Below are 24,171 nucleotides of genomic sequence, written 5' to 3' on the forward strand. Positions count from 1 at the left end.
AAAGGCGAGGATTTATAAAGTCTCAAAAGCTTATAGTTAGGCTTAGTTTATAAACCTATGACTAAGCTTAACGAGTAAATTTGCGTAAAGCTAAGAGTACCAATGGCCAGCTAATGATACTTAACACTAATGAAAAAGCGGACTGGGCGACAAAAGTGCTTTGGGTGATTATTTGTAATAGCCACAGAGTCAATTGAAATATGAATAAACTTAAACCAGCAATTATCCAAGCGCTAAGCGTATTTAACTGCTTAAGATAAATACTAGAGATTTTAATCGTAAAAGCGACTACGACAGCGGCAAAAGCCTGCTGTCCAAGAAGGCTATCGGTCAATAAATCAGCGATAAGACCCACAGCAAAGGCGAGAAAAACCCCAGCGTAGCGTGGCTGGAATAATAGCCAAAAAATAAGCACCATCACCATAAACAAAGGTCGTAGCGTTGCCAAATACTGGCTCAAAGGATAGACGCTAAGCGATGAAGCTACTATGAAGCTCAAAACCATAGCGCTTATCAATAGCCCAGTAGGGTGTTCAGAATCCGGATACGCCATAAGTACTACCTGTGCAAAAGCTTAGCGATGATTGCTGACTGGTTAATTACTAGCTGCCTGATTAATAGGGCGCTCTTTATCCTGCAGCACTAAGACATAAGCATTATCAACAAAATTGGCCGCGGGCGTTACCTTGATACTCTTGAAGTTATCCGCTTGTGTGTCTTCGATATGGGCAATCGTACCGACGCGGTAGCCCGCTGGAATACGGCCGCCAAGTCCTGAGGATATCAGCACATCACCAACGCGCACGTCTGAGGTTTTAAATACATAGTTTAGACTCAAAGAAGTAGGCAAACCTACGCCCGTAACGATAGCGCGCTGACCGGTGCGCTTGACCGTCACTGCCACTGATTGCTGCTCATCACTAATGAGTAATACGCGGCTAGTATTAGGATAGACATTGATAACTTGCCCTAATATGCCATGCTCATCGATGACCGTCTGTGCCACTTGGACGCCATCGCGCTCGCCTTTGTTAATCACCACGATTTGCTTGAGCAGGTTAGTATCGGTGCCGATAACTTGTGCAAGATTGAGATCGAACTGTTCGGGCCTTGTGGTCGATAAAATACCTTGCAACCGCGCGTTTTGCGCCAGAATATAATCTTGCTGTTGTAGCTTAGCCTGCGCATGCAGCAACTGCGACTTGAGTTGCACGTTTTCGCGGCGCAGTGATTCTTTTGACTCCAAACTGCCGCTCGCCCAGTGTTTGGCATAACTTGGTAATATCGCTGACTGGTAAATCGGCTGCATAGAGGCATGACTAGTATCGCGTATCGGCTTAAACCACTCTGGGTTTTTACTATCAAACCACATCAAAACCAAAGCCACTATCAGAGCGATAGCAGTGATGCGTAATGACAAAGGCTGACGAGCAAAAATACTTGGAGTCATATAAGATCTAGCTTTTTAAAGAGTATAAAGTTCTAAGCGTTTAAGGTTTGCTGAGCTAATAGCAATAAAGGCCGTCTTAGTGACCGCCTTTATCAATAAATCTAATGAGGTTATGCTAACGATGATTACTCATTTATTCAGGCGTTTAGACAAAGATCATGTTCAAGCTTTTATTATTAATAAAATCAAGCGCCATACCGCCGCCGCGACTGACACAAGTCAGCGGATCTTCAGCGACCGTCACTGGTAAGCCAGTCTCTCTAGAGACGAGTTTATCCAAATCGCGCAGCAAAGCACCGCCACCGGTCAACACAATACCGCGCTCAGCAATATCTGAAGATAGCTCAGGCGGCGTCTGCTCAAGCGCGGCTTTTACTGCACTGACGATACCGCTCAAAGGATCGCTTAGCGCCTTTTGAATCTCTTGCGAATTGATCGTAAATGTCTTTGGCACCCCTTCAGCCATACTACGGCCACGAACTTCTACTTCTAGCTGCTCTTCTTCATTAAGCGCTGAACCGACTTCGGTCTTGATGCGCTCGGCAGTCGTTTCACCGATAACGCAGCCGTGAGTACGGCGTACATGAGTGATGATCGCTTCATCAAAGATATCACCGCCAATACGGATAGATTCGGCATAAACACAGCCAGATAGCGCGATAACCGCAATCTCAGTGGTGCCGCCGCCGATATCAACCACCATAGAGCCGCTTGCTTCATGGACTGGCATGCCTGCGCCAATAGCGGCCGCCATCGGCTCCTCTAACAACAACACCTTACTTGCGCCCGCTGAAGATACCGCTTCGCGAATCGCTTTGCGCTCTACTAAGGTGGATTTGCAAGGCACACAAACGACTACATTGGGTTGGGCCAAAAAGCGCTTGGCTTTTACCTTGGTAATAAAATGCTTGAGCATCTTTTGTGTCACTTCAAAATCAGCGATGACGCCGTCTTTTAAGGGTCTAATAGCGGTAATATTCGCCGGTGTTCGACCTAGCATTTGCTTGGCATCGATACCTACGGCGGCAACCGTCGGATTTTGGGTGCGATTGCTGCGCAAAGCAACGACCGTCGGCTCATCGAGCACTACCCCTTTATTAGGGATAAAAATTAAGGTGTTGGCAGTGCCAAGATCAATGGCGATGTTACTTGATAAAAATCCAAACAGGTTCATGACTATTATATCCAGCGTCTTACAAATGAAGGCAAATGAGGCGGCTAAGGCCTACTTATTAGTATTACAAGATCAGCATTTACCGCCTATGGTAACGAAAGCTTACCTGTGCAACAAGAGGGCCCTAAACTACAAAGGTGAAAGTGGGCTAAATTATACCGATTTAGGACGGAAAAAACATGGGTATTTACAGGAGTGAAGCAATAAATAACATCTTAAATGCTAGAATTTGTTACAGAAACTAAAGCGATGCCGTTGATGATTGCTGTAACTAAGATACAAGGTGTCTCCTCTGTATGCTAGTTTTTATTATGACGCTACACTCATAACAACAGATTTATAGCTGAAACGGCCTCTCATTAAGATATGATGAAATGGCAGTAGCAATAATGACCATAATATTAGAAATAAAGATCTGGTTTAGTGCAAAGCCGTCAATACATTGTGGTCAATTGGTGGCTAATGTGCGCCTCTACTCTGTAAACTTAGGTTAGATGCTTTATAATAACACTCATATGACTATCACTCATCAGCTACCCCTTTAAACTTTTGAATACTGGTAAGCTTCTCTTATTAATGAGACTTATCAAGGAGTAGCAACCCTATCTACTATTTTACTTTCCGTTGGAGAAATTATGTCACAGCAAGCACCCGACAAAACTTCTATTGATCACGACCATGTGAGCCGTGAAGAGATTTTAGAAATCGCTACCTTAGCACGTTTAGGAGTGGATAAAGACACCGCTGGCAGCTACGCTGAAGATATCAGTAAGGTTTTAGGTTTAATGAAGACTTTAGGCAGCGTTGACACCACAGGCGTTACGGCTTTATCTAATATTCATGAAGTCTGCCAAGCGCTGCGGAGCGATGTCGCCAAGCATGATATCGATCGCGAGCGCAACCAGTCCATGGCACCGGCGGTTGAAGATGGGCTCTATCTCGTACCGCAAGTCATTGAATAGCTTATAGATACCAGCTTATTAGGCCCTTCTACTTTTATTTCTCATTTAGCTTTATATTCATTAGCTTTATAACTATAACGGACGACACCTTATGTCTGAGATGCATCTCTTATCCACCGAGCAGCTGATTACAGGCTTGCAGGACAAACAATTCAGCAGCGCGGAATTAACCGATCACTACATCAAGCGCATAGAAAGCTTAGATAGTCAGATCAATAGTTTTATTACCCCTACTTTTGACACGGCCCGTGCGCAAGCGCAGGCGGCAGACGGTATGCGTGCCCAAGGCGATAAGCGTCCCTTGTTAGGCGTACCGATGGCGCACAAAGATATCTTTTGTACCCAAGGTGTGCTCACTACTTGCGGCTCAAAAATGTTGCATAACTTTATCTCGCCTTATGATGCCACTATCGTTAGCAATATCCGCGAGGCAGGGATGATTAATTTAGGTAAGCTCAATATGGATGAGTTTGCGATGGGCTCAGACAATAGCAGCTCTTATTATGGCAAGGTACAAAACCCTTGGAATCTAGAGCGCGTTCCTGGCGGGTCGTCTGGTGGTAGTGCAGCAGCAGTAGCGGCAGGCTTTGTGCCTATGGCAACGGCTAGTGATACTGGCGGCTCTATTCGTCAGCCGGCATCGTTTTGTGGTTTAACCGGTATCAAGCCGACTTATGGCCGCGTCTCGCGCTTTGGCATGATTGCTTATGCTTCAAGCTTAGATCAAGCCGGTACGATGGGCCGCAGCGCCCAAGATTGTGCTTATTTATTGCAGCCGATGGTCAGCTTTGATGAGCGTGATGCCACCTCAGTCAAACACGATATTCCAGATTATGTGCAAGATATCAAAGATGCCGAAGCTGCTGCTGGCGACAAACCTTTTGCCGGACTACGGATCGGTGTCGCGAAGGAATATTTCACCGAAGGCTTAGATAAAGAGGTCGAACAAACCGTACGCGCTGCCCTAAAACAATACGAAGAGCTAGGCGCGACAATTGTAGAGGTTAACATTACCAATCCTGATATCACGCTAGCGACTTATTATATGCTCGCTCCGGCTGAGGCTTCCTCGAACTTGTCACGCTTCGATGGCGTACGCTTTGGCTATCGCTGCGAGGATCCAAAGGATCTCACTGATCTTTATACGCGTACGCGTTCTGAAGGTTTCGGCCCTGAGGTGCAGCGCCGCATCTTGACTGGCACTTACGCGCTATCAGCGGGTTACTTCGATGCTTATTATACCAAAGCACAAAAAGTACGCCGTATGATCGTTGAGGACTTTGAAAAAGCCTTTACTAATTGTGATGTTATCGCCAGTCCAACCGCACCGACCGCTGCATATAAGCTTAGTGATGATCTAGATCCAGCCGCTATGTATCTAGGTGACGTCTATACTATTGGGGTCAACTTGGCAGGCTTGCCAGCGCTTAGCCAACCAGTAGGTCTAACCTCTGAGGGGTTACCTGTAGGCCTACAACTCATTGGTCAGTATTGGCAAGAGAGCAAACTGCTGAGCACCGCGCATCTCTTCCAACAACATACCGATCATCATTTACAGCATTCGCTTATCGCTAAGGAAAACGTATAAGCTAACTGTTGACGATTGAATCACTTACTGTATAAGACTACTTGGTCTCGCAAGATTAAAAACTGGACTCTAATAAGGATATAAGATGACTGTTATCGATATGTTGAAACAAGATCACGGCTTAGATAATGACCAAGCCAATAGCTTACAGGCTGAGCTAAAAAAGTTAGAGGCATTCTTTGATAAAAACTTTGAAGATAGTCCAGAATTTTTCCAAAAGTTTTATAGCAAGTTTGAACAGATGATTGCCCCTTATGGTTTTGAAGAAGGTGATGCGAAACAAGCTGAACCTTTGGTAAGTCATCTGTATCTTCAAGGCGATTTTAAGATCTTGGTAAGCTACATTATCCCTGCTTTTTATCAAAGTGGCGAAGATAGCGAGATTTTCTCAGATACTTATACCCAACTGATGAATAGCTATTAAAGTCTGTTTATAAAGCAGAGCTAGTGTAAGGTTTACTACTTGTCGAAGCAGCGCTTGTATAGTGCATAAAACATACTCTGCGCTAGCTTGGCTAAGTAATGACAAGCAAAAATAAGCGATTATGAATATTGTTATCATCGCTAGCTATCATAAATATAGATTACTTTTTTAGCATACCGCTGTTTTATTTTAAATTTTTTCGATAGGATTTTATGATGGAAATGACAGAATTTGCAGTTCGTAAAGAATTGCTCGTCGACGGCTTTGAGGTCGTCATCGGTATTGAGATTCACTGTCAGCTTAATACCGACAGTAAAATATTCTCTAGCGCCCCCACTGACTTTGGTAATGAGCCAAACACGCAAGCGAGTATCGTTGATCTAGGCCTACCTGGGGTATTGCCTGTTCTGAATACTGGTGTCGTCGACCGCGCCTTGAAGTTCGGTATCGGCGTCGATGCAGAATTAGGACTATTTAATACCTTTGATCGTAAAAACTATTTTTACCCCGACTTACCTAAAGGATATCAAATCACGCAAATGGCCAATCCTATCGTCGGCAAAGGCTACATCGATGTAGTGGTCAATGAAGGCGAAAAGGGTGAGTACCCCAAGCGTATGGGCATCACTCGCGCGCATTTAGAAGAAGATGCCGGTAAGTCTGTCCATGATGCGGTCGATGGTATGACTGGCGTCGATCTTAACCGTGCTGGCACGCCATTGATCGAGATCGTCTCTGAACCAGATATGCGCTCAGCGGCCGAAGCTTTGGCTTATATCAAAGCCATCCATCAACTAGTGACTTGGCTTGGCATCTCAGACGCTATCATGGCAGAAGGCTCGTTCCGCTGCGACTGTAACGTTTCTGTGCGTCAGCCGGGCGGTGAGCTTGGTACCCGTACTGAGCTGAAAAACCTGAACTCGTTTCGCTCTATCGAGCGCGCTATCACTCGTGAGATCGAGCGTCAAATCGATATTATCGAGGACGGTGGTAAAGTCGTACAAGCCACTATGCTCTACGATCTTGAAAAAGACGAAACCCGCGTTATGCGTACCAAAGAAGATGCCAACGACTATCGCTATTTCCCTGATCCTGACCTGCTGCCTGTACGTATCGAGCAAGCCACTGTCGATGCGATTAAAGCGGCTATGCCTGAGCTGCCTGTTGCCCGTCGAGCCCGGTTCGAAAGCGAGCTTGAGCTGTCTGAATACGATGCGCGTATCTTGACCGGTAGCCGTCAGATTGCTGATTACTTCGAAGCCGTCGTTAGTGAGGTCGGTCAAGACAATGCCAAGACTGCGGCGAACTGGGTCATGGGCGATTTGCTCGGCGCTTTGAATAAAGATGATACGGATATTACTGACTCCCCTATCAGTGCTAAGCAAATGGCAGGACTGCTTGCAAGACTGTTCGATGATACTTTATCAGGTAAACTCGCCAAAAAAGTCTTTAGCGCCTTGTACGCACGTGAAGGTGGCGATGGCGATGATGCGGCGGATAAAATCATTAAGGATAAAGGTCTTAAGCAAGAGACTGACACTGGCGCGATCAAAGCTATCGTCGAAGAAGTCATCGCTAATAATCAAGCGATGGTCGATGAATATAAAGGCGGTAAAGAAAAAGCCTTTAACGGTCTGGTCGGGCAAGTTATGAAAGCCAGTCGCGGAAGTGCCAATCCGCAACAGGTCAATCAGATCCTAAAAGAGCTGTTGGGTTAGTGCCTTATCAGAGAACAATGACTGTTATAAACGCAATTAAGGGGTAATAATGGGCCGTAACAATTAGCTCTTGCAATCTAAAGAAATTTGGGTAGAATAGCAGTCATTCGGGGCGTAGCGCAGTCTGGTAGCGCACTACACTGGGGGTGTAGTGGTCGCAGGTTCAAATCCTGCCGTTCCGACCAAACATAATAGTTAGACAGAAAAGCCAATCATTGTTTTCAATGGTTGGCTTTTTTTATGCTAAATTTGATTGGTGATTGCATTATGGTTCATAATAAGAGAAATTCTGCAAGGCTAGGAACAATTACCCGAACAACAGCTATTCATACCCTTAAGCTGTTTCTGCCTTGTACCTACTTTGATTTAAGGGTATTGGGGTATGAATGTGGCTCTATATGATATTAATGAATTTTTAACCTTGAATGATGTTGCCGAATACCTAACAGATAAATGTAATTATTATTTTGATTTAAGATGTTCAACTGACCAAAATAAACTCACTGAAACTATCATTCAACTTGTACGGAATCATAAACTGCATCCAGTATTTCATTATAATGGTAGTGTGGATTGGTTAGAAAAAAAAGTAATAACAAGTAAATCAGGTCGTTTCATTAACCATGAAATGGTTTTATTAGATATCTCTTACGATATGAGTGTTAGCGATTATTATTTTGTTAGTGGTGAGAATTTTAACAGGCTGATTGAAAACAACTGTTCAAACTATATTAATGTAATCAACTGTACTATTGAGCCGTATCACGTAGAGGGAAAGCAAGAAATTTTCGAAAATAACATTCTTTATTATCGCAAAGTAAAAGATGATTTTTCAATTATCTTTCATGATTTACGTTACCCAAAATCAGATCTAGACAAACTATTCAACCAAACTGAAGTCAAAACCGATAACGAAGTTATCGAAAAGCTAAGACAAGAGATAGCAGACCTTAAAGCCGAAAATAACAAACTTAGAGGACATCAAGCAGTTAAGTCAGCGGATGACATAAAAGACGTACCACACCAATCATATAGAACATTAGATAGGGTTATGTATGCAATGGCTAAAATTACTGGCTTAGACAATTCAAAGCCTTACAGCCAAAAACAATCCATCTTTAAATGCAGAAATTACTACTATATTACAAAATGATGGCTTGCCACTCGAATATGAAGCTGTAGGCAAATGGCTGTCACGTATCAATGATATAAAACCATTAAAGTAATCTATAGTAGATAACTTGCTATCTACTATAGAACCTCCGACAAGCCCTATCTACTAACATAGTCCATGTAAGCCGTAGCACAAGTTACAGCTCAATAAACCACATGGAGCTAGACACATGACCAAACCAGCCACTACAAACCGCTCAACCTCATCAATTCGAAAACCATGTAACAAACCACCAAAATGGTCATTCACCGTATTGAAGTGTTTGCTCGTTATTTTAGTACCTTTGCTATCGAATTCGCCTGATATTCAGCTTAACTTTTATATGATTAATATCCTAATCTAATTTCAAAAAACGCTATAAAAAAGCCAGCCCTTAAGTCTAAGAGTTGGCTTTGTTTGTAAAGTTAATTATTAAACAGAAGCTTTAGTAATAGCGCTCAATTCCTGATTAATAATAAAAGTCTTGGCTCGAATACCATTAAAGCCAAACGACTCTAAGCGCTCAGTATGTTTAGCTTGATATCTATTAGCGTCCTCTAGATTATCAAACACATATATTCCGCCCGCCTCCTGCGTGTCTTCATTCTCTGTCCATAGCTTATAAACTAAACCACTCTCGGTCGCGATATCGCCAGCCAAGTCCTTCATTTGCGTATAAAACTCATCACCAAAAGGCCCACTGTACGGAAAATCCATTTGTAAAAGGTACTGCATAATTCGCTCCATTATTTATTGATGCTCAAGATTATTACTCTATCATAAAGCATGCTCAACCATATAAAAGGACGATAGCGTTATAGCACGCTATTTAAATACTTGCGCGTAGTTTGCGAGTGAAAAGTCTGTATCAGTATTACTATCTATATTGGTAACAGGTGAATGGGATGAGCTATCCGGTAAATCCACCCAGTAGCTTTGTGGATGGTTAGCTTGCAAATAATTATATAGATACTGTCTGGTACTATCGACAATCTCATTATCTTTTGGATAGCTTGAGTCAGGCTGCCACTGATTGTATATCAGCGCATGTAGGGTCAATGAGCGGCTTTTTATGGCCTCAATGCTGAGTAACGTATGGTTAATACTACCAAGTCTGCCAGAGCTGACTAAGACAACAGGATAATCCTGCTCGGCGATATAATCTAGGGTTAGTAACGTATCGGTAATAGGCACCATAAGCCCGCCAGCACCCTCTAACAGTACGATATCATAATCCTTTAGCAGTGCATTGGTCGACGCTGTGATAAGCTTAGCTTCAATCACCCTATGCTCAAGCGCGGATGATAAATGCGGCGAGGCAGGCTTACTAAAGACGTAAGGACAACTCGTCCCCTCCTTATCTACTGACTGTAGAGGGATACCCATCATATTTCTATGGGCGACGATATCCTCTGCAATGTTGGAGCATCCTGTTTGCACAAGCTTTTGCGTGATGACCTTGTGCCCTTGCTGATGCAGAGTTTTGGCCAACTGCCCTGTCGCTACTGTTTTGCCAATATCGGTATCTATACCACCGATGAATAGTACCGTCATAGTTATTGATCCTTATTTTAAGACGTATAAGATTTTAGCGTTTTATTGATGTCAATATACCGTTAGAATGACTAGCTGCATCATTGTAGTAGCCAAAATCTAGTGACTACTGATGCTAATACTAAAAGCATCAAATAACCTTTAAATTAATGTAGGATTGCTGTTATGACAGGACCCACGCACGCCCGCGTCAACGATCATTTAGATATGCTCCGTGCTAACGATCAGTATCGACAACTTCCTAACATTAAGCATCAAGATCAGTGCATCATCGCTGATGATCAATCCTTGCTAAATATCTCCAGCAATGACTACTTAGGCTTAGGCAATGACACTGGCTTGCAGAGCGGGTTTTTGGCTCAGCTGCAAGCGCTTTGTGCTTCACAGCTACCCAAAATGGGCTCGACTTCCTCGCGTTTGCTTACAGGTAATCACGAGCAGTTGCAATTGCTCGAACTAGACTTACTCAAGTGGTATCACCTTGCCTTATCAGATGATGAACGTCAAACCTCCACCAAGTCTATCTTGGTACTTAACAGTGGCTATCACGCTAATATCGGGATTTTACCTGCGCTCGCAAAACTGCCTGTTAACACTTGTATACTATCAGACGACTTGATACACGCTAGCATAATTGATGGCATCCGTCTTATCCGTAGCAAGCAGTGTACTTATAAGCGCTACCGTCACAATGATTTAGCGCATCTGACAGCTATTATTGACAGCTTAGATAAGTCTGTTGAACGCATTATCATCGTCACCGAAAGTGTCTTTAGTATGGATGGCGATCGCGCAGACTTAAAGGCCTTGGTCAAACTCAAAGCGGGCGATCCCCGAATTGAACTCTATGTCGATGAAGCGCATGCCGTCGGCGTCTTAGGTCATAATGGACTGGGTTTGAGCGAGGAGACGCAAACCTTGGAGGACATAGATTATCTCGTCGGCACCTTTGGCAAAGCTTTTGCCTCAACAGGCGCTTATATTATATGTGATGAAAAGGTGAGAGAGTGGTTAATCAACCAAATGCGCTCCTTTATCTTTAGCACCGCACTGCCCCCTATTATGCATAGTTGGACCCGCTTTATCGTAGAGAAGATGTCTTCGCTTCATCCTCTGCGTACGCACCTAGCGCAGTTATCGATGCAAGTGCGAGACGCTATTGAGTCTACAAGTAGTAGCTCGATTAGCAGCTATCAATCACCTATTATCCCTTATGTACTTGGAAGCAATGACAAAGCGATAAGTAAGGCCAAGCAGCTGCGGGAGGCGGGGTTCTATGTACTGCCAATCCGCCCGCCTACTGTCCCTGTAGGCACCGCGCGCATTCGATTGGTGATGAACGCTAGGCTTACCACAGAGGACTGTGACCGTTTAATATCGCTCTTATAAAATACTGAAGTTGTTTTTTGCTGTGAACAGAATATCCTAGTCACTACTTATAGATAAGTACTGGTTAATCACGGCTTTTAATCGATCACATAGTGTGGTGACTTCTGCTTGGGTCATGATGATCGGTGGCATAATGTAAATGAGTTTGCCAAAGGGTCTGACCCAAATTTTATTTGCAACAAGCAGCTTTTGAAAAGTAGGCATGTCCACGTTGTCATTAAGTTCAATCACGCCTATAGCGCCTAGGGTACGCACATCGGCTACTTGAGGATAGTCTTTGATTGCAGCGAGCTGCGCTTGTAGGTATTTCTCTATTTCTCTAGCTCGAGCAGGATAATCCTGCGTGATGACCAAGTCAAGTGAGGCAATAGCTACTGAGCACGCTAGCGGATTGCCCATAAAGGTTGGACCATGCATCAAGGCTGCATAAGGACTACCGGCAATGGTATCAGCGACATCACGCTGGCATAGGGTCGCCGCAAAGGTCATATAACCGCCGGTTAGGGCTTTTCCTATGGTCATAATATCTGGTGAGATATGCGCATGCTCACAGGCAAACATTTTACCCGTACGCCCAAACCCTGTGGCGATCTCATCAGCTATCATTAGCACATCATAGCGACTGCACAGCTTACGTATCAGCTGTAAATACTGCGGACTATAAAAACGCATGCCGCCCGCGCCTTGCACGATAGGCTCAATGATGAAAGCAGCCATATGTGTATGATTCGTCTCAAAGAACTCAGTCAGTTTCACGCGCGCACTCTTTGGTATCTCACTGTTAAAGCCATCAATAGGCTTGTCTGTGAACAGCTGTACGGGTAGTTGATTACCATAGATGCTGTGCATGCCGCCAACAGGATCGCAAATGCTCATGGCATGCCAAGTATCGCCATAGTATCCAGAACGGGTGGTAGCGATTTTATTTTTCTCAGGTTTGTCTTTAGCGAGCTGATATTGCATGGCCATTTTTAATGACACTTCAACGGCGATGCTACCGCTGTCTGCATAAAAAATAGCATCAAGACCATTAGGGACGATAGAGAGCAGTTTTTTACCTAAATCGATAGCGGCCTGATGGGTAAGACCACCGAACATGACATGAGACATCTTTTGCAATTGCTCGCTGATGGCCTGATTGAGTGCAGGATGATTATAGCCATGAGTACAGGCCCACCACGATGACATACCATCTATGAGGGTTTCGCCCGACTTTGTATACAGATAGACCCCATCACAGCGCTCGATGACTAGGTTGGGATAAGCAGGTGGCAGCGAGGTATAGGGATGCCAAAGATGATGCTGATCAAACGCATCCGTATCCTCAGCATAAGTTGGCGTTTCATCTATAGTATGTAAATTATCGCTCATAAATCCATCAATCGCTTATAAAAGGGTTATCACAATATAGCGGTAACTGCTTATAAAAGCTATACGCAGCCTCTTACTAAAACGGGAAATTGTTCTATAGACTTTTAGCCCCCAAGCCGTTAGGGTAAATAGCTTATCCTCTATTCCATTATTAGTCTTCCTATGCCTAAACTTGCCTCTGAGCTTTCTTGTCATTCAAGCTATGCCCCATGGGAAGCTTATCACCGTCCTTACGTACGCGATCTAGCGTTTGTACTCGCCTGCCCTAATGTGCTGACTCAATGGCTTGATTTTGCACCGCATCAAAGCACTCATAAAGTCGAAGTCCATCCCAGTGAGTTTTGGCTGGCGCAATTTAACGCTTATCGTCAGCGTTTGGATGAGCTTGATACTACTCACACCTATCAAAATTTGACCCGTTATCTACTCAGTCGGCCTAGCCCCAATCGTTTGGGCTTTCACTTTGAGGGTTTGTTATCATTTTGGTTAGAAGACGGCTTTGCGCGTGGATTGCATCCGTATGAGACACTCGCCAATAACGTGCAGCTATATAATGGCAAGCAAACCATTGGTGAGCTGGATTTGATTTTGTACAATCACAGCGAGCAGTTGATTGAGCATTGGGAGCTGGCGATTAAGTTTTTTATGGGTGCGTCGCCGTTTACCTCTGAGCACTGGGTCGGTATCAACTCCAATGACAATCTACAGCGTAAGATGACTTATATGCAGACTAAGCAGTTTAGGGTGGTGTGGGTCGATACCGAGGCGCATGGTCGCGTCAAAATCGGTAAGCGTTATGGGGTGATTAAGGGACGCTTTTTTTTGCCGATGGGCACGCCTGGTTTTGTCTATCCAGACTGGTTAGAGCCTACCTTTCCCATGCATCTATGGTGTGATATAAACGATAAGACTAGTCTTGCTAAGCTTAATACTAACCGTTTGCGGCAAGCGCATTATATAGAATGGTTCACCAAACGTGACTTTTATGATGCTCGTCAACCTCTAGCTAATTGTTTAGAAAACAAAAAACCTAAAGCTGGGTTATATTTTGCCCAAGATTGTCCAGTAGTGATTTATCCGCCTGTCATTAGTAGCTAAACTAAATTATGAGCCGTTACCAAGCGTAGCGACCATATAAGCTAATTTCACTACGCTTAGCTTTTTCAGAATCTAAGTCATCAGTCAGCACTTTTATACCGCCGTACTGACTATCTAAAGACAGTCCAAGCGCCCGCGTCTGCGGCTCAACCAATGCGGTAAGCATAAAGGGATAGCGATTATTACTGAGCAGATAACCCACAGATAGCTGATACAAGTCTTGCACCTCATTGGCTTGTCCATGTGCGCCAAGCTGCCAATTATTATCTAGTTGATGCATAAGACTACCCTCAACCCGCCAAGGTAGCGTCTGCGTGACATCCTTCGTCTCAAGCCGACCTTCCAGACTATATAGCGGTCGTCCATTAACATCATAATCAAGCGCATAGCGAGTGCTCGGCATCTCCTTCCAGCGCATACGTCCAAGGACATCATATCCGCGAATATTTAACTGCGTCTTATCTGAGAGCTTACCGGTTAGATTCAAATCAATTGAGTAACCGTAACCTGAAGGATCATCAGGATTCCAGCCTAGATTCTCCTCTCCTAGCGCTGGCTCGTCGTAGTAGTAATCAAGATAAGCATCTGCTTTATCAATAGTATCTCGAATAGTATTGAGCTCACTATCTGCTAAAACCCGATTGCTTAAACTCCCTGTAACCTTACCATCTAAAGCATGTAATCCTTGCCAAATATTAGCTTGAGTCGTTAAGTGCCAATCAGGAGCTATAGACTGGGTAAAACCAATATTGGCCCCTACTCTTTCGTTATGCTTAGCCTCCAAAATTAGCGGATAAGATTTACTTACGGTTGGGTTTTGCTTGTTCTCGTACTGCCAGTAGACTTCTGCCGTCTCTTCACTAAACTCCATTAGATAGTCATAACGCCAAGCTAGTCCATAGCTGATCGCACTATTTACTGGTTGTATATTTAGCGCCAGTCGGCCCTGTGCATAGGCATGCTCACCTGACTCTAAAGGCGCATCCCAATCATCGATAAAAGCGGCAATAGGCTGAGCAGGGCTATCTGCTGTTGCCATAACCTCAAACCCTACTTTGGGTGTTTGCGTTGGTATTTGGCTAGCAAAAATATTGGTAGGCAGAAAAGTTGGCGCTCTACTCTCTGAAAGACTAGATTCTTGCGCGATAGCAGATATAGATAAGCTCGACCCTAAGCATATCAATGTCATAGAAGTAATAGAGCTATCGAGTCGATGACGAGTTAATGATTGCCAAGTTGTACGTACAGCTATAAGTAGTCTTGAGGAGATCATGGACGTTCCATAGATGACAAGCGATAGAATTTGGAGAGCAAAAAAAAGAGACAGGCCTTACTGTCTCTTTTTATATCTTCAATCATTGTATAGATTTCAAAACCCTTGAGGGATCATGTTGAATCTATAATCTTATAAAACAATTAAGCTGTTATCGGTAAACTTAGCCGTAATCTTACCGTCATTGTCCATCAGATCACCCAAGTCTTTACCATTAACGATGATATCACCAAGCTTACCATTACTATCGGTAATAAAATCACTATCCTCATCGACATTTAGGGTGATAGAGGCATTATTTTGCTTAATGATAAACTGAGTGCTGACGACGTCGTAGTCGTTGTTCAAAGTTGATTTTCCAGTAACAAATAGAGTCTTACCATCCACGCTGGCAGTTAGGCCTTTAAGCTCAACAGCATTGCGAGCCGTACGCTCAAGCTGGGCTTGAAAGTCGAGTGGAATCGTTAATTTATCATTTTTGGTGACATCGCCTTTGATAGCTAGTAATATTTTCATACCTACAAAATTGCTAGCACTCTCTACAATATTACCCGTACTATCCACAGTGATAAACTTCTTGATATCATCGGCATTAGCAAGAGCATTCAGGGTAAGCGTTACATTAGTCGCTGGCTTTTCCTTAATCATCTGACCAGTTAAATCAATCTTGTAAGGTATAGTGCGTACTGCTAAGGTACCGTCGGCAAGCTCTTTGCTAATGTCCATGACTTCAATAGCAAAGTTTCTCGCTTCGATCACGCTATCATTGGCTTCTAATTTTAGCTTAGCTAAAGTAATGACGCCTTTTTCTAGAGTGACGCCTGCTGCATTGGCTTCATCAAAATCAAACTCATCATTGAAGGTAACTTTTTCGCTGAACTGGCCATTGACTGTGGCGCCTTTGGTCGTTGAACTCAATAGTACAGCTTCTTTGCCAGTACCAATTTTAATACTATTAAAACCAAGACTACCCTTAAAATTGTCAGTATTAGTGTTTGAGCTCAAGGCATTTTGATAATCATCGAAACTTAGGTCAAAAGCATCCTCAACCGTAACTATTTCTTCAAACTGACCTGTTTGCGAGTTGTAATCATACTCATAATCTTCAATCTCCACCTCAGTGGTTCCGGTTAGAGCAAACTGACCATCGGTATTTAAAGTCGCTAAAAAACCTGCTGCTGGTACAAGAGAGATATTACCTAAGGCCACCTCAAACTCTTCATCATTAGCTAACGCTATAATGTTTGCAGCCGTTAGTCTTGAGAGATTATTCTCTTGCATATAATAAGAAAGATTGTTCGGCACCTCTAAAGCATAGCCAAGTCGATCGTCCTGTTGGTCTGTGATAATAGCACTGGCACCCTCATAAGCTTCAGTGACTGCTTGATTATCACTAACGAACAGCTTAGCGGTACGTATCATCTCTTTAGCTTGCTCAAGATCAGACAGACTATTATCGACAGGAGGCTGAGTGGGAACACCTGGTGTGCCTGAGCCGTTATTAGAAGAAATATTGCTATCATTATCATCGCCACAAGCGCTCAATGCTAAAGTAGTGGCTAAGGCTAGTACCGAAAGTTTAAAAAATTTCATTGCAATATCCTTTATGTCAGACGCCTTTATCAAAGACTATTCTGAATCAAATTATTTTATATTCCGCATTATAAGCAACCTTAAAGATTTTTATAGAAACGGAATAAAGAAACTAAAGTTCGCTCATTTGTTGCCAGAATATTACAACTAACGGTGAGTTTAGTCTACAAGTTTTTGAGAAAATATAATTTTTCTTTGCAATAGTCATCGGCTCATTTCACTCTGATAGTTAGTAGTTCTCAATGACCTGCATAACTTCGTACCTGAGCATATCAGCGCTCGGCATGCGCTCAGCGTGAAAGCGAACGATAGCGATACCTGCGCTGGCGAGCGCTTTGTCTTTTTTATCATCGGCCTTTTGCCGCGATTTACTGCTATGGGTCCAGTCATCTAATTCGATAGCGACTAAAGTGGTTTGCGCGTCGATATCAGTAATCACATAATCAACGCTTTGGCGGCAGATACGGTTGAACCAAAAACTGCGCTCGCTCGCCTCCTCGGAATTGGCTTCAATAATACGGGATAGCTGGACTTGGACGAAGATATGATATTCAGGGAAGGCGTTTTTGAGCTTATTAAAGAAGATGACTTCAGTATCGGTCATGATAGGCATAGTGGTGAAAGGCCAAATCGCCAAATCATCGCCGCGTACCGGCGCAGGATCCGGCTCTGCTCTTTTTGAGTTTGACTGATGTTTTATAACGACTATCAGGCCTAAAAACCCGATAGCAGCGAGCAAAAATACAATGCCAAGTGACATAGGTATACCTTATAAATTTGAGGCGACCGCCCAGCCTTTGTAGGCTGATAAGTCATACAGTAGTAAATAGAGAAACAGCTGCTATCGTATACAAGCTTATCTTAATCAGCAATCAGTAAAATAAAAAACACGACAATGTATGTCGTGTTTTGAATGAAGCGAGATAGTCGCGACTCAATATGAGCATCTATGTTTACCAATATTTGACCCAAGCCCCACTGGTATCTACTTTGGGGTCATTGTTGATCTTATCTTTTAGCGCCAGTGCTGCAACTTTGCCGCGCTCAGGGCCAACAACAACACGGACGCCGCGACTGGTCTTGCTAGTCGTCACTTGATATCCTGCATCTTTGAATTTTTTAGCGACTCTTTCGGCAGCTGCTTCATCGCTAGCCAGCGAGACTTGCACGCCAAAGCTGCCTTTGGCATCGGTCTCTTTAACTTCCTTACGCGCTTCTACCAAGCGCTGCTGGGCATCACGCTTTGCCTGTGCCTGCGCTTTTTCTTGCTCACGCTTGCGCTCCGCTTCTGCCGCTTCGCGTTCTAAACGCTGGATTTGTTTGCGCGAAGGGATAGTAATCGTCTGGCCTAACTGTAGGGCAGCGGATGGTGAAGTATTATTGGCCTGTGCCAAAGCTTCGACGGGTACATTGTACTGACGCGCTAGTTTGATTAAGCCGTCACCGGACTTGACTTTATATTCGCTCGGTGAACTCGGTGGTTCAGACTTAGCTGCTTGTGCTTTTTGCTCAGCCGCCTTTTTTTCAGCAGCTCTTTGTTCTGCCACTCTTTGCTCAGCGGCTTTTCGTTCGGCTTGTTCTTTAGCCGCTGCCTTTTCTCGAGCCTCAGCTTCTGCTTTTTGTTTAGCGACGCGCTGCTGCTCTTGCTCAGCGACTGTTTTTGCTTCAGCTGCTCGTCGCTGGTCTTCTGCAGCGCGACTGTCCGTACTAGCGGATGCCACTGTAGTTGTAGCTGGTTGCGACTGTACCGTAGGAGTGTCTAGGGTGATTGGCGTCTCTTGTGTCGACTCTTCTTCGGCGGCTACAGGCGTAGCATTATCAATATAGCGTTGGTTTTCCGCTCGTGCCTTGGCTAGAGCTTGTGCCTCTGCAGACTCTTGCTCAGCCAAAAACTGCTCAGCACGTTTTTCTTGTTCCGCCACTCGGATGGCACGCTCTTTTTGCTTTTGAGCCAATAGCTTTTTTTCAGTCTCGATATCTGTCGTCAGCGGGTTTACGGCCTGTTGCTCGTCAGTGCTATTCTCAACGAGCGCCGGTGTCGCAACCGTATTATCATTGGTTCCAATCTGTTGCACCATGGCATACAGCATCACGCTACCGCCAATAATCATGCCTATGCCCAATAAGGCTTGTCTAGAAAAATTCATCCGTTTCATTTCCTCAGTTGGTAACAATGATTACTCAATACCCTTGGCCCCTTAGACGCACAGCTTATAGTGCAAACTTATCTAATAAATCAATGCCATTTTTACTATAAACGACTTAGCATTCAGTTATAAAGCCTATGACTATCATAGTAAAGCGCTTTGATTATAAAACAATTTTTTCATATTGTCTGCTATCGTACTATTTCAATAGGCTACCCAAAGCTTAGCTATAATTATCACTAAATACAATTAGGAAATTAAGAGTATTCATCGGCTGATTTTGTCGATTTTAGCTTTCTAAAGAGTTCCGTTCTAGCGCTATACTGACTCTATAGCTAAAGCTGAAAGCGTCTCTCCAATGGTATGAAAAGAGCCGCAAACTAGTAGCAGGTCTTGTGGTTGGCTCTCCAAGGTAATAGCTTTCGTGGCTTGCTGTAGACTCTCAAAAGTATGAATATGCTCTTGAGGAATATGAGCGCTCATCGCTGCTACTAATTGCTCAACGCTTGCCGCTCTTGGATAATCTATCTCAGCAACAAACCACTCAGATATCGGCAGATCGGCCTGAGTGAGACGTTCGATAACCAGCTCGATATCCTTATCCGCTAGCATAGAAAATACTATCTTAATCGTCGCCGTTTTATTATCGGCTTGTTGCCTGTGCTGCTGCCAAAGCGTAAATAACTGCGCGAGCATAAAATCAACGCCATGCTCGTTATGGGCGACATCGAATAGCCAGTGCCGATTAGCTAGCTGCCGATAATCAAAGCGCCCTGCTAGCTTGACGCTACTTAAGGCTTGTTTGATAGCGTCAATGCCGATATCGAGCGGACTGGCTAGTACAGCTGATAACGCGTTGGCAGTATTGGTCAGCGATAGCTTTGGGCGCGGTAATTGTAGCGTCACTGCTGCATTACTATATTGCCAAGTGGGTTTAACGCTGGCATTTAGCTTATCCTTGCTATTAGCCTCTACTTCACGGTAATAAAAATCTTCTCCCACTTGATAGCAAGTCACGTTATGCTGCTCAATTAACTCTTTAACGCTATTAGGCATCTCAGTAGCGCCATAAATCAAGGGGATACCTTCGCGTAAAATACCGGCTTTTTCACGACCAATCGCCTCAATATTATCGCCTAACCAGTCGACATGATCGATGCCGATATTAGTAATCACTGCCAAATCAGGATCGATGATATTGACCACATCTAAGCGCCCGCCTAACCCAACTTCTAACACCCAAACCTCGCAGTCAGCTTCAGAGAAGATCAGAAGTGCGGCTAAAGTTGTCATCTCAAAAAAGGACAAGGTTAATCCGCATTGCAGCCTTGCGATCTCAACTTGATGAAAAGCGGCGATTAAGGTCTTGTCGCTAACCATCTCGCCATTAATACGGACGCGCTCATTGAACTCAATTAAATGCGGCGACTGATAGAGCGCGGTCTTATAACCCGCAGCTTGACATAGCTCGCTAATCATCGCAGTCGTTGAACCTTTGCCATTGGTGCCTGCCACCGTAAAAACGTAGGTATCTTCTTTGGCCGACTCGACGACTCCTAGACGCTCGGCGATCGGCAACACTCTAGAGAGCCCCATATCTATCGCTGAGACATGTATCTGCTGCATATAATCTAGCCATTCAGTCAGGCTAGAGTCTTTAGTAGGCGTACTCGCCTGAGTAGTTATAGAAGAGAAATCCATAAATAACCTATATCAAAAATGGGCATGAAAAGAACTATAAACCGTAATTATATTTGCCTCAAAGTGTATAGCAAATTTGCTCAAAACCCCAATTCAAAATGACAAGTCAAAACCAAAAAATAGCACTTACCGCTATTCACGATAAATGCTATTAAAGAAGCTGTTAGTTCAGCTCAAAGCGGTACTAAATCTTCGGCTAAGCGTCAACGTTGGGCTGATGACAAAGCTTAGCAAGGAGGCGATAAATAGTGTCTATCATTTGATGACGATGCACCACTTCATCGACAACGCCGTGCTCTAGCAAAAACTCAGCACGTTGGAACGGCTCTTCTAAAGTTTCGCGGACAGTTTGCTCAATCACCCGCTTGCCGGCAAAACCTATCATCGCTTTTGGTTCGGCTAAATGGATATCACCAAGCATAGCGAGAGATGCAGTAACGCCGCCGTACACAGGGTTAGTCAGCACTACAATATAAGGAATACCTGCCAGACGCAGGCGCTCAACGGCAGCTGCAGTACGCGCCATCTGCATCAAGGATAGTAACCCTTCTTGCATACGCGCGCCCCCAGAGGCAGCAAAACAAACCAAAGGCTTACGCTCTGCTAAAGACTTCTCCGCCGCTTGTACAAAGCGATCGCCGACTACTGAGCCCATAGAGCCGCCCATAAACTGAAAGTCAAAAGCGCAGGCTACCACTTCAAGATTGCGCAGCTTGCCGTATAGCACGATCAGCGCTTCGCTCTCGCCTGTCTTGGTCTGCGCTTGCTCCATGCGCTCAGGATATGGCTTACTATCGACAAATCCTAACGGATCTTTTGCGACAAACTCTTGCCCAAGCTCGCCATCGACTTGCTCCAAAAACCATTGTAAGCGTTCACGAGCCGTCATCGCAAGATGATGATCGCAGTGGGGACAGACATAACAGTTAAAGATAAGCGCCGTGTTAGTAATCATCGATAGACAGTTTGGGCACTTGGTTGAAGGCTCAGTCTCAACCGCTGTTAATTGCGGCGTGAGCTGCTGCTTGATGCCGGGTACAGGACGATTAAACCACGATTGGCCTGCCGTATCGGTACTGGTTTTGGTACTATCCTCTGACATCTCAGGTTTTTCTATAGTCTCAGTCATATTATTCGCCATTATCAAAAGGTTATCCGGCACGTTTGCTCATAACCATTTATAGTGTTATGGATTACTGCTTATACATCATTGCAGATATGGTCTTAGTTTACACACGTAAACTAAAATTAGCAAAGCTATTAAACCTATTGCGATTAGCGACTATTAACAACAGCTTGCTCGGACCGATAGAGTATTAGACCCTAAGTAGGATAATACTACAAACTATCTAAAGCACCTCTTAGCTCATCCATCTGAGTCATAATACGCTGCTGCGCTTCGGCTACCGCCTTACTATCGTTCCCATCAATATCGGCAAAGTTCTGCACTAAAGCACTCCCGACAATGACACCATCCGCGTGCTCACCAATGGCTTTGGCTGAGGCGCCATCACGGATACCAAAGCCGACACACACTGGCAAATCAGTCTCCGCTTTGATCGCTTGGACTTGCTGCGCGACATCAGTCGTATCAAGCGTGGCTGAACCGGTGACGCCTTTGAGCGAGACGTAATAAATATAACCGCCACAATGGGTCAAGACTTGCTCACGGCGCTCAGGCAAAGTCGTCGGCGATAATAAGAAGATCTCATTCATCGCATGCTCTGATAAATGCTGAGTAAAGCTACCCGCCTCTGCTGGCGGTAAATCAACCATGAGGATGCCATCAACGCCTGCCTGCTCACAGAGCTGTACGAAGTTATCATAACCAATGATTTCAACAGGATTGAGATAACCCATCAGGATAATAGGCGTCTGTGTATCTTGCTTACGAAACTCAGCAACCATATTTAGCGCATCACGAGTGCTCGTGCCCGCCGCTAATGCGCGTTCACCTGCTAAAGCAACGGTCGGACCATCGGCCATAGGGTCAGAGAAAGGTAAACCAACCTCAATCATATCTGCGCCATGCTTGACTAAATCATGCAGCAAGCCTACAAAGCTACTAGGATTAGGATCACCAGCCATTACATAAGGAATTAGCGCTTTTTTATTTTGCGATTTTAAGGTTGCAAAGGTACTTTCAATTCGGGTCATAATTTTCTCTAATTATTATTTATTTAATAAAACGAGAGGCTATTATCAGCCTCTATTAATCATATTATTGAATGCTACAACTCAATGCCTTCCGCCTTCATCACCGAATGCAGATCTTTATCACCGCGACCTGACATATTGACCACGATGGTCTGTTCAGGGGTCATGGTTTTGGCCAGTTTTAACGCATAAGCACAAGCATGAGCGGTCTCAAGGGCTGGGATAATGCCTTCTTTACGCGTGACTTCATGGAAGCCTTCTAACGCTTCTTTATCAGTACAGCCGACATATTCGACACGGTTCATATCTTTTAGAAAGCTATGCTCAGGGCCAACACCTGGGTAATCAAGACCGGCAGAGATCGAATGCGTTTCTTGAATCTGACCCTCGTCATCTGCCATTAGATAAGTTCGGTTACCATGCAACACGCCAATACGACCTGCAGCGAGTGGCGCAGAATGGCGTCCGGTTTCGATACCATCGCCAGTAGCTTCAACACCATACATCTTCACGTCAGTATCGTTTAAAAAGTCAAAGAATAAACCGATAGCATTGGAGCCACCGCCAACACAAGCGACAAGCGCGTCCGGTAATCTGCCCGTTTGCTGTTGATGCTGTACGCGCGTCTCTTTACCGATAATCGCTTGAAAATCACGTACCAATAACGGATAAGGATGCGGACCCGCGACCGTACCAATTATATAGTACGTAGTATCGACATTCGTCACCCAATCGCGCATGGCTTCATTCATTGCATCTTTTAAAGTACGCGAACCTGACGTTACTGGCACTACTGTTGTGCCAAGCAAACGCATGCGGTAGACGTTCATTTTTTGTCGCTCGACGTCGTCCGCGCCCATATAGACGATACACTCTAATCCTAACCGTGCGGCAATAGTAGCCGTCGCTACGCCATGCTGACCCGCACCAGTCTCCGCGATGATGCGTTTTTTGCCGCTCATCTTCGCTAGTAGCGCTTGCCCGATAGTGTTATTGACCTTGTGCGCGCCGGTATGATTGAGATCTTCACGTTTGAAGTAAATTTGTGCGCCGCCTATCTCATCGCTCAAACGCTTGGCGTGATACAGTGGTGTCGGACGACCGACGTAATTGACCAAGTCGTTATGATACTCTTCCCAAAAGGCCGGATCGGCTTTGACTTTAGTATAAAGCGTTTCAAGCTCTTCTAGCGCTGCCATTAGAGTCTCAGAGACAAAGCGACCGCCATGCACCCCAAAATGACCACGAGGATCGGGGTATTGGTTGAAGTCGGCTACGTTTTTTGGGTTAGTAAAAGTATTTATAGCTTGTGCTGAATTAGCTTCGGTTATAGTACTCATCAAAATATCCTGTAGATAATAAATTTTAAAAATGCTTATAAGTTAAAGGGAAAGTAGCAAAGGCAGTGGGCTGTATAGG

21 protein-coding genes and 1 tRNA gene are annotated in these 24,171 nt (G+C 44.4%); 8 read left to right on the forward strand and 14 right to left on the reverse strand.

All coding sequences use genetic code 11. The annotated features are described in order from the left end of the window. Window positions 1-67: 67 nt before the first annotated feature. The 3 genes from mreD to ACTXGJ_RS10710 all read right to left on the reverse strand — a co-directional run bounded on the left by mreD (window position 68) and on the right by ACTXGJ_RS10710 (window position 2,633). On the reverse strand, window positions 68-553 hold the full coding sequence (gene mreD, locus ACTXGJ_RS10700) for a rod shape-determining protein MreD (protein WP_439244080.1): 486 nt from the start codon (window positions 551-553) through the stop codon (window positions 68-70). A gap of 42 nt (window positions 554-595) precedes the next feature. Then, window positions 596-1,450 carry a rod shape-determining protein MreC gene (mreC, locus tag ACTXGJ_RS10705; RefSeq protein ID WP_439244079.1) on the reverse strand — a complete coding sequence of 285 codons (855 nt, stop codon included), beginning with the start codon at window positions 1,448-1,450 and terminating at the stop codon, window positions 596-598. 145 nt (window positions 1,451-1,595) lie between these two features. Further along, the gene (locus ACTXGJ_RS10710; protein WP_025644429.1) at window positions 1,596-2,633 is read right to left on the reverse strand and encodes a rod shape-determining protein; all 1,038 of its coding nucleotides are present in this window, start codon (window positions 2,631-2,633) and stop codon (window positions 1,596-1,598) included. Window positions 2,634-3,259: 626 nt separating this feature from the next. Between ACTXGJ_RS10710 and gatC the strand changes: the two genes are divergently transcribed. From gatC to ACTXGJ_RS10740, 6 genes are all read left to right on the forward strand, one after another. Further along, entirely contained in the window at window positions 3,260-3,586 is a 327-nt protein-coding gene (gene gatC / locus ACTXGJ_RS10715; RefSeq protein ID WP_439244077.1) for an Asp-tRNA(Asn)/Glu-tRNA(Gln) amidotransferase subunit GatC, read from the forward strand. A gap of 91 nt (window positions 3,587-3,677) precedes the next feature. Further along, on the forward strand, window positions 3,678-5,174 hold the full coding sequence (gatA, locus tag ACTXGJ_RS10720; RefSeq protein WP_443565947.1) for an Asp-tRNA(Asn)/Glu-tRNA(Gln) amidotransferase subunit GatA: 1,497 nt from the start codon (window positions 3,678-3,680) through the stop codon (window positions 5,172-5,174). Window positions 5,175-5,259: 85 nt separating this feature from the next. Beyond that, on the forward strand, window positions 5,260-5,598 hold the full coding sequence (locus ACTXGJ_RS10725; protein WP_443565948.1) for a hypothetical protein: 339 nt from the start codon (window positions 5,260-5,262) through the stop codon (window positions 5,596-5,598). A 212-nt stretch (window positions 5,599-5,810) separates the two neighbouring features. Then, on the forward strand, window positions 5,811-7,316 hold the full coding sequence (gene gatB, locus ACTXGJ_RS10730) for an Asp-tRNA(Asn)/Glu-tRNA(Gln) amidotransferase subunit GatB (protein ID WP_443565949.1): 1,506 nt from the start codon (window positions 5,811-5,813) through the stop codon (window positions 7,314-7,316). A gap of 108 nt (window positions 7,317-7,424) precedes the next feature. Further along, window positions 7,425-7,501: transfer RNA gene (locus tag ACTXGJ_RS10735), tRNA-Pro, on the forward strand. A 197-nt stretch (window positions 7,502-7,698) separates the two neighbouring features. After that, on the forward strand, window positions 7,699-8,469 hold the full coding sequence (locus ACTXGJ_RS10740) for a hypothetical protein (RefSeq protein WP_443565950.1): 771 nt from the start codon (window positions 7,699-7,701) through the stop codon (window positions 8,467-8,469). Between the two features lie 432 nt (window positions 8,470-8,901). Here ACTXGJ_RS10740 and ACTXGJ_RS10745 read toward each other — a convergent pair whose 3' ends face one another. Continuing rightward, complete coding sequence (locus ACTXGJ_RS10745) at window positions 8,902-9,204, reverse strand: monooxygenase (protein WP_443565951.1); 303 nt, start codon at window positions 9,202-9,204, stop codon at window positions 8,902-8,904. Between the two features lie 90 nt (window positions 9,205-9,294). Continuing rightward, window positions 9,295-10,023 (reverse strand): dethiobiotin synthase, encoded by a 729-nt coding sequence (gene bioD / locus ACTXGJ_RS10750; RefSeq protein WP_443565952.1) that lies wholly within the window; start codon window positions 10,021-10,023, stop codon window positions 9,295-9,297. Between the two features lie 165 nt (window positions 10,024-10,188). Here bioD and ACTXGJ_RS10755 point away from each other — a divergent pair, with 165 nt between their 5' ends. Beyond that, complete coding sequence (locus tag ACTXGJ_RS10755) at window positions 10,189-11,412, forward strand: 8-amino-7-oxononanoate synthase (RefSeq protein ID WP_443565953.1); 1,224 nt, start codon at window positions 10,189-10,191, stop codon at window positions 11,410-11,412. A 36-nt stretch (window positions 11,413-11,448) separates the two neighbouring features. On the opposite strand, the gene bioA is transcribed toward ACTXGJ_RS10755, so the two are convergent. Then, entirely contained in the window at window positions 11,449-12,783 is a 1,335-nt protein-coding gene (bioA, locus tag ACTXGJ_RS10760; protein WP_443565954.1) for an adenosylmethionine--8-amino-7-oxononanoate transaminase, read from the reverse strand. A gap of 162 nt (window positions 12,784-12,945) precedes the next feature. Between bioA and ACTXGJ_RS10765 the strand changes: the two genes are divergently transcribed. Then, complete coding sequence (locus ACTXGJ_RS10765) at window positions 12,946-13,881, forward strand: DUF1853 family protein (protein WP_443565955.1); 936 nt, start codon at window positions 12,946-12,948, stop codon at window positions 13,879-13,881. A gap of 16 nt (window positions 13,882-13,897) precedes the next feature. Here the strand turns inward: ACTXGJ_RS10765 and ACTXGJ_RS10770 are convergent, their stop codons facing one another. From ACTXGJ_RS10770 to trpB, 8 genes are all read right to left on the reverse strand, one after another. Beyond that, window positions 13,898-15,070, reverse strand: coding sequence for a hypothetical protein (locus ACTXGJ_RS10770; RefSeq protein ID WP_443565956.1), 1,173 nt, complete (start codon window positions 15,068-15,070; stop codon window positions 13,898-13,900). A 216-nt stretch (window positions 15,071-15,286) separates the two neighbouring features. Next, complete coding sequence (locus tag ACTXGJ_RS10775; RefSeq protein WP_443565957.1) at window positions 15,287-16,747, reverse strand: hypothetical protein; 1,461 nt, start codon at window positions 16,745-16,747, stop codon at window positions 15,287-15,289. A gap of 229 nt (window positions 16,748-16,976) precedes the next feature. Next, a complete protein-coding gene (locus ACTXGJ_RS10780; RefSeq protein ID WP_439244055.1) occupies window positions 16,977-17,507 on the reverse strand; it encodes a DUF2726 domain-containing protein in 531 nt (176 codons plus the stop codon). Between the two features lie 193 nt (window positions 17,508-17,700). Next, window positions 17,701-18,894: an SPOR and LysM peptidoglycan-binding domain-containing protein gene (locus tag ACTXGJ_RS10785; RefSeq protein WP_443565958.1), complete on the reverse strand. Its 1,194-nt coding sequence runs from the start codon at window positions 18,892-18,894 to the stop codon at window positions 17,701-17,703. Between the two features lie 318 nt (window positions 18,895-19,212). Continuing rightward, window positions 19,213-20,595: a bifunctional tetrahydrofolate synthase/dihydrofolate synthase gene (folC, locus tag ACTXGJ_RS10790; protein ID WP_443565959.1), complete on the reverse strand. Its 1,383-nt coding sequence runs from the start codon at window positions 20,593-20,595 to the stop codon at window positions 19,213-19,215. Between the two features lie 196 nt (window positions 20,596-20,791). After that, the gene (accD, locus tag ACTXGJ_RS10795; RefSeq protein ID WP_439244167.1) at window positions 20,792-21,697 is read right to left on the reverse strand and encodes an acetyl-CoA carboxylase, carboxyltransferase subunit beta; all 906 of its coding nucleotides are present in this window, start codon (window positions 21,695-21,697) and stop codon (window positions 20,792-20,794) included. Between the two features lie 236 nt (window positions 21,698-21,933). Then, window positions 21,934-22,752, reverse strand: coding sequence for a tryptophan synthase subunit alpha (trpA, locus tag ACTXGJ_RS10800; protein ID WP_443565960.1), 819 nt, complete (start codon window positions 22,750-22,752; stop codon window positions 21,934-21,936). A 74-nt stretch (window positions 22,753-22,826) separates the two neighbouring features. Then, window positions 22,827-24,092, reverse strand: a complete 1,266-nt coding sequence (gene trpB, locus ACTXGJ_RS10805) for a tryptophan synthase subunit beta (protein WP_443565961.1) — start codon at window positions 24,090-24,092, stop codon at window positions 22,827-22,829. Window positions 24,093-24,171 lie beyond the last annotated feature (79 nt).

The sequence above is a fragment of the Psychrobacter sp. 1Y11 genome (assembly GCF_052259045.1).
Classification (GTDB): Bacteria; Pseudomonadota; Gammaproteobacteria; order Pseudomonadales; family Moraxellaceae; genus Psychrobacter.

Coding starts and splice junctions, on each gene's coding strand:
- mreD (WP_439244080.1), bottom strand. CDS start 553: ATGGCGTATCCGGATTCTGAACACCCTACTGGGCTATTGATAAGCGCT.
- mreC (WP_439244079.1), bottom strand. CDS start 1,450: ATGACTCCAAGTATTTTTGCTCGTCAGCCTTTGTCATTACGCATCACT.
- gatC (WP_439244077.1), top strand. CDS start 3,260: ATGTCACAGCAAGCACCCGACAAAACTTCTATTGATCACGACCATGTG.
- gatA (WP_443565947.1), top strand. CDS start 3,678: ATGTCTGAGATGCATCTCTTATCCACCGAGCAGCTGATTACAGGCTTG.
- ACTXGJ_RS10725 (WP_443565948.1), top strand. CDS start 5,260: ATGACTGTTATCGATATGTTGAAACAAGATCACGGCTTAGATAATGAC.
- gatB (WP_443565949.1), top strand. CDS start 5,811: ATGATGGAAATGACAGAATTTGCAGTTCGTAAAGAATTGCTCGTCGAC.
- ACTXGJ_RS10740 (WP_443565950.1), top strand. CDS start 7,699: ATGAATGTGGCTCTATATGATATTAATGAATTTTTAACCTTGAATGAT.
- ACTXGJ_RS10745 (WP_443565951.1), bottom strand. CDS start 9,204: ATGCAGTACCTTTTACAAATGGATTTTCCGTACAGTGGGCCTTTTGGT.
- bioD (WP_443565952.1), bottom strand. CDS start 10,023: ATGACGGTACTATTCATCGGTGGTATAGATACCGATATTGGCAAAACA.
- ACTXGJ_RS10755 (WP_443565953.1), top strand. CDS start 10,189: ATGACAGGACCCACGCACGCCCGCGTCAACGATCATTTAGATATGCTC.
- bioA (WP_443565954.1), bottom strand. CDS start 12,783: ATGAGCGATAATTTACATACTATAGATGAAACGCCAACTTATGCTGAG.
- ACTXGJ_RS10765 (WP_443565955.1), top strand. CDS start 12,946: ATGCCTAAACTTGCCTCTGAGCTTTCTTGTCATTCAAGCTATGCCCCA.
- ACTXGJ_RS10770 (WP_443565956.1), bottom strand. CDS start 15,070: ATGACATTGATATGCTTAGGGTCGAGCTTATCTATATCTGCTATCGCG.
- ACTXGJ_RS10775 (WP_443565957.1), bottom strand. CDS start 16,747: ATGAAATTTTTTAAACTTTCGGTACTAGCCTTAGCCACTACTTTAGCA.
- ACTXGJ_RS10780 (WP_439244055.1), bottom strand. CDS start 17,507: ATGTCACTTGGCATTGTATTTTTGCTCGCTGCTATCGGGTTTTTAGGC.
- ACTXGJ_RS10785 (WP_443565958.1), bottom strand. CDS start 18,894: ATGAATTTTTCTAGACAAGCCTTATTGGGCATAGGCATGATTATTGGC.
- folC (WP_443565959.1), bottom strand. CDS start 20,595: ATGGATTTCTCTTCTATAACTACTCAGGCGAGTACGCCTACTAAAGAC.
- accD (WP_439244167.1), bottom strand. CDS start 21,697: ATGTCAGAGGATAGTACCAAAACCAGTACCGATACGGCAGGCCAATCG.
- trpA (WP_443565960.1), bottom strand. CDS start 22,752: ATGACCCGAATTGAAAGTACCTTTGCAACCTTAAAATCGCAAAATAAA.
- trpB (WP_443565961.1), bottom strand. CDS start 24,092: ATGAGTACTATAACCGAAGCTAATTCAGCACAAGCTATAAATACTTTT.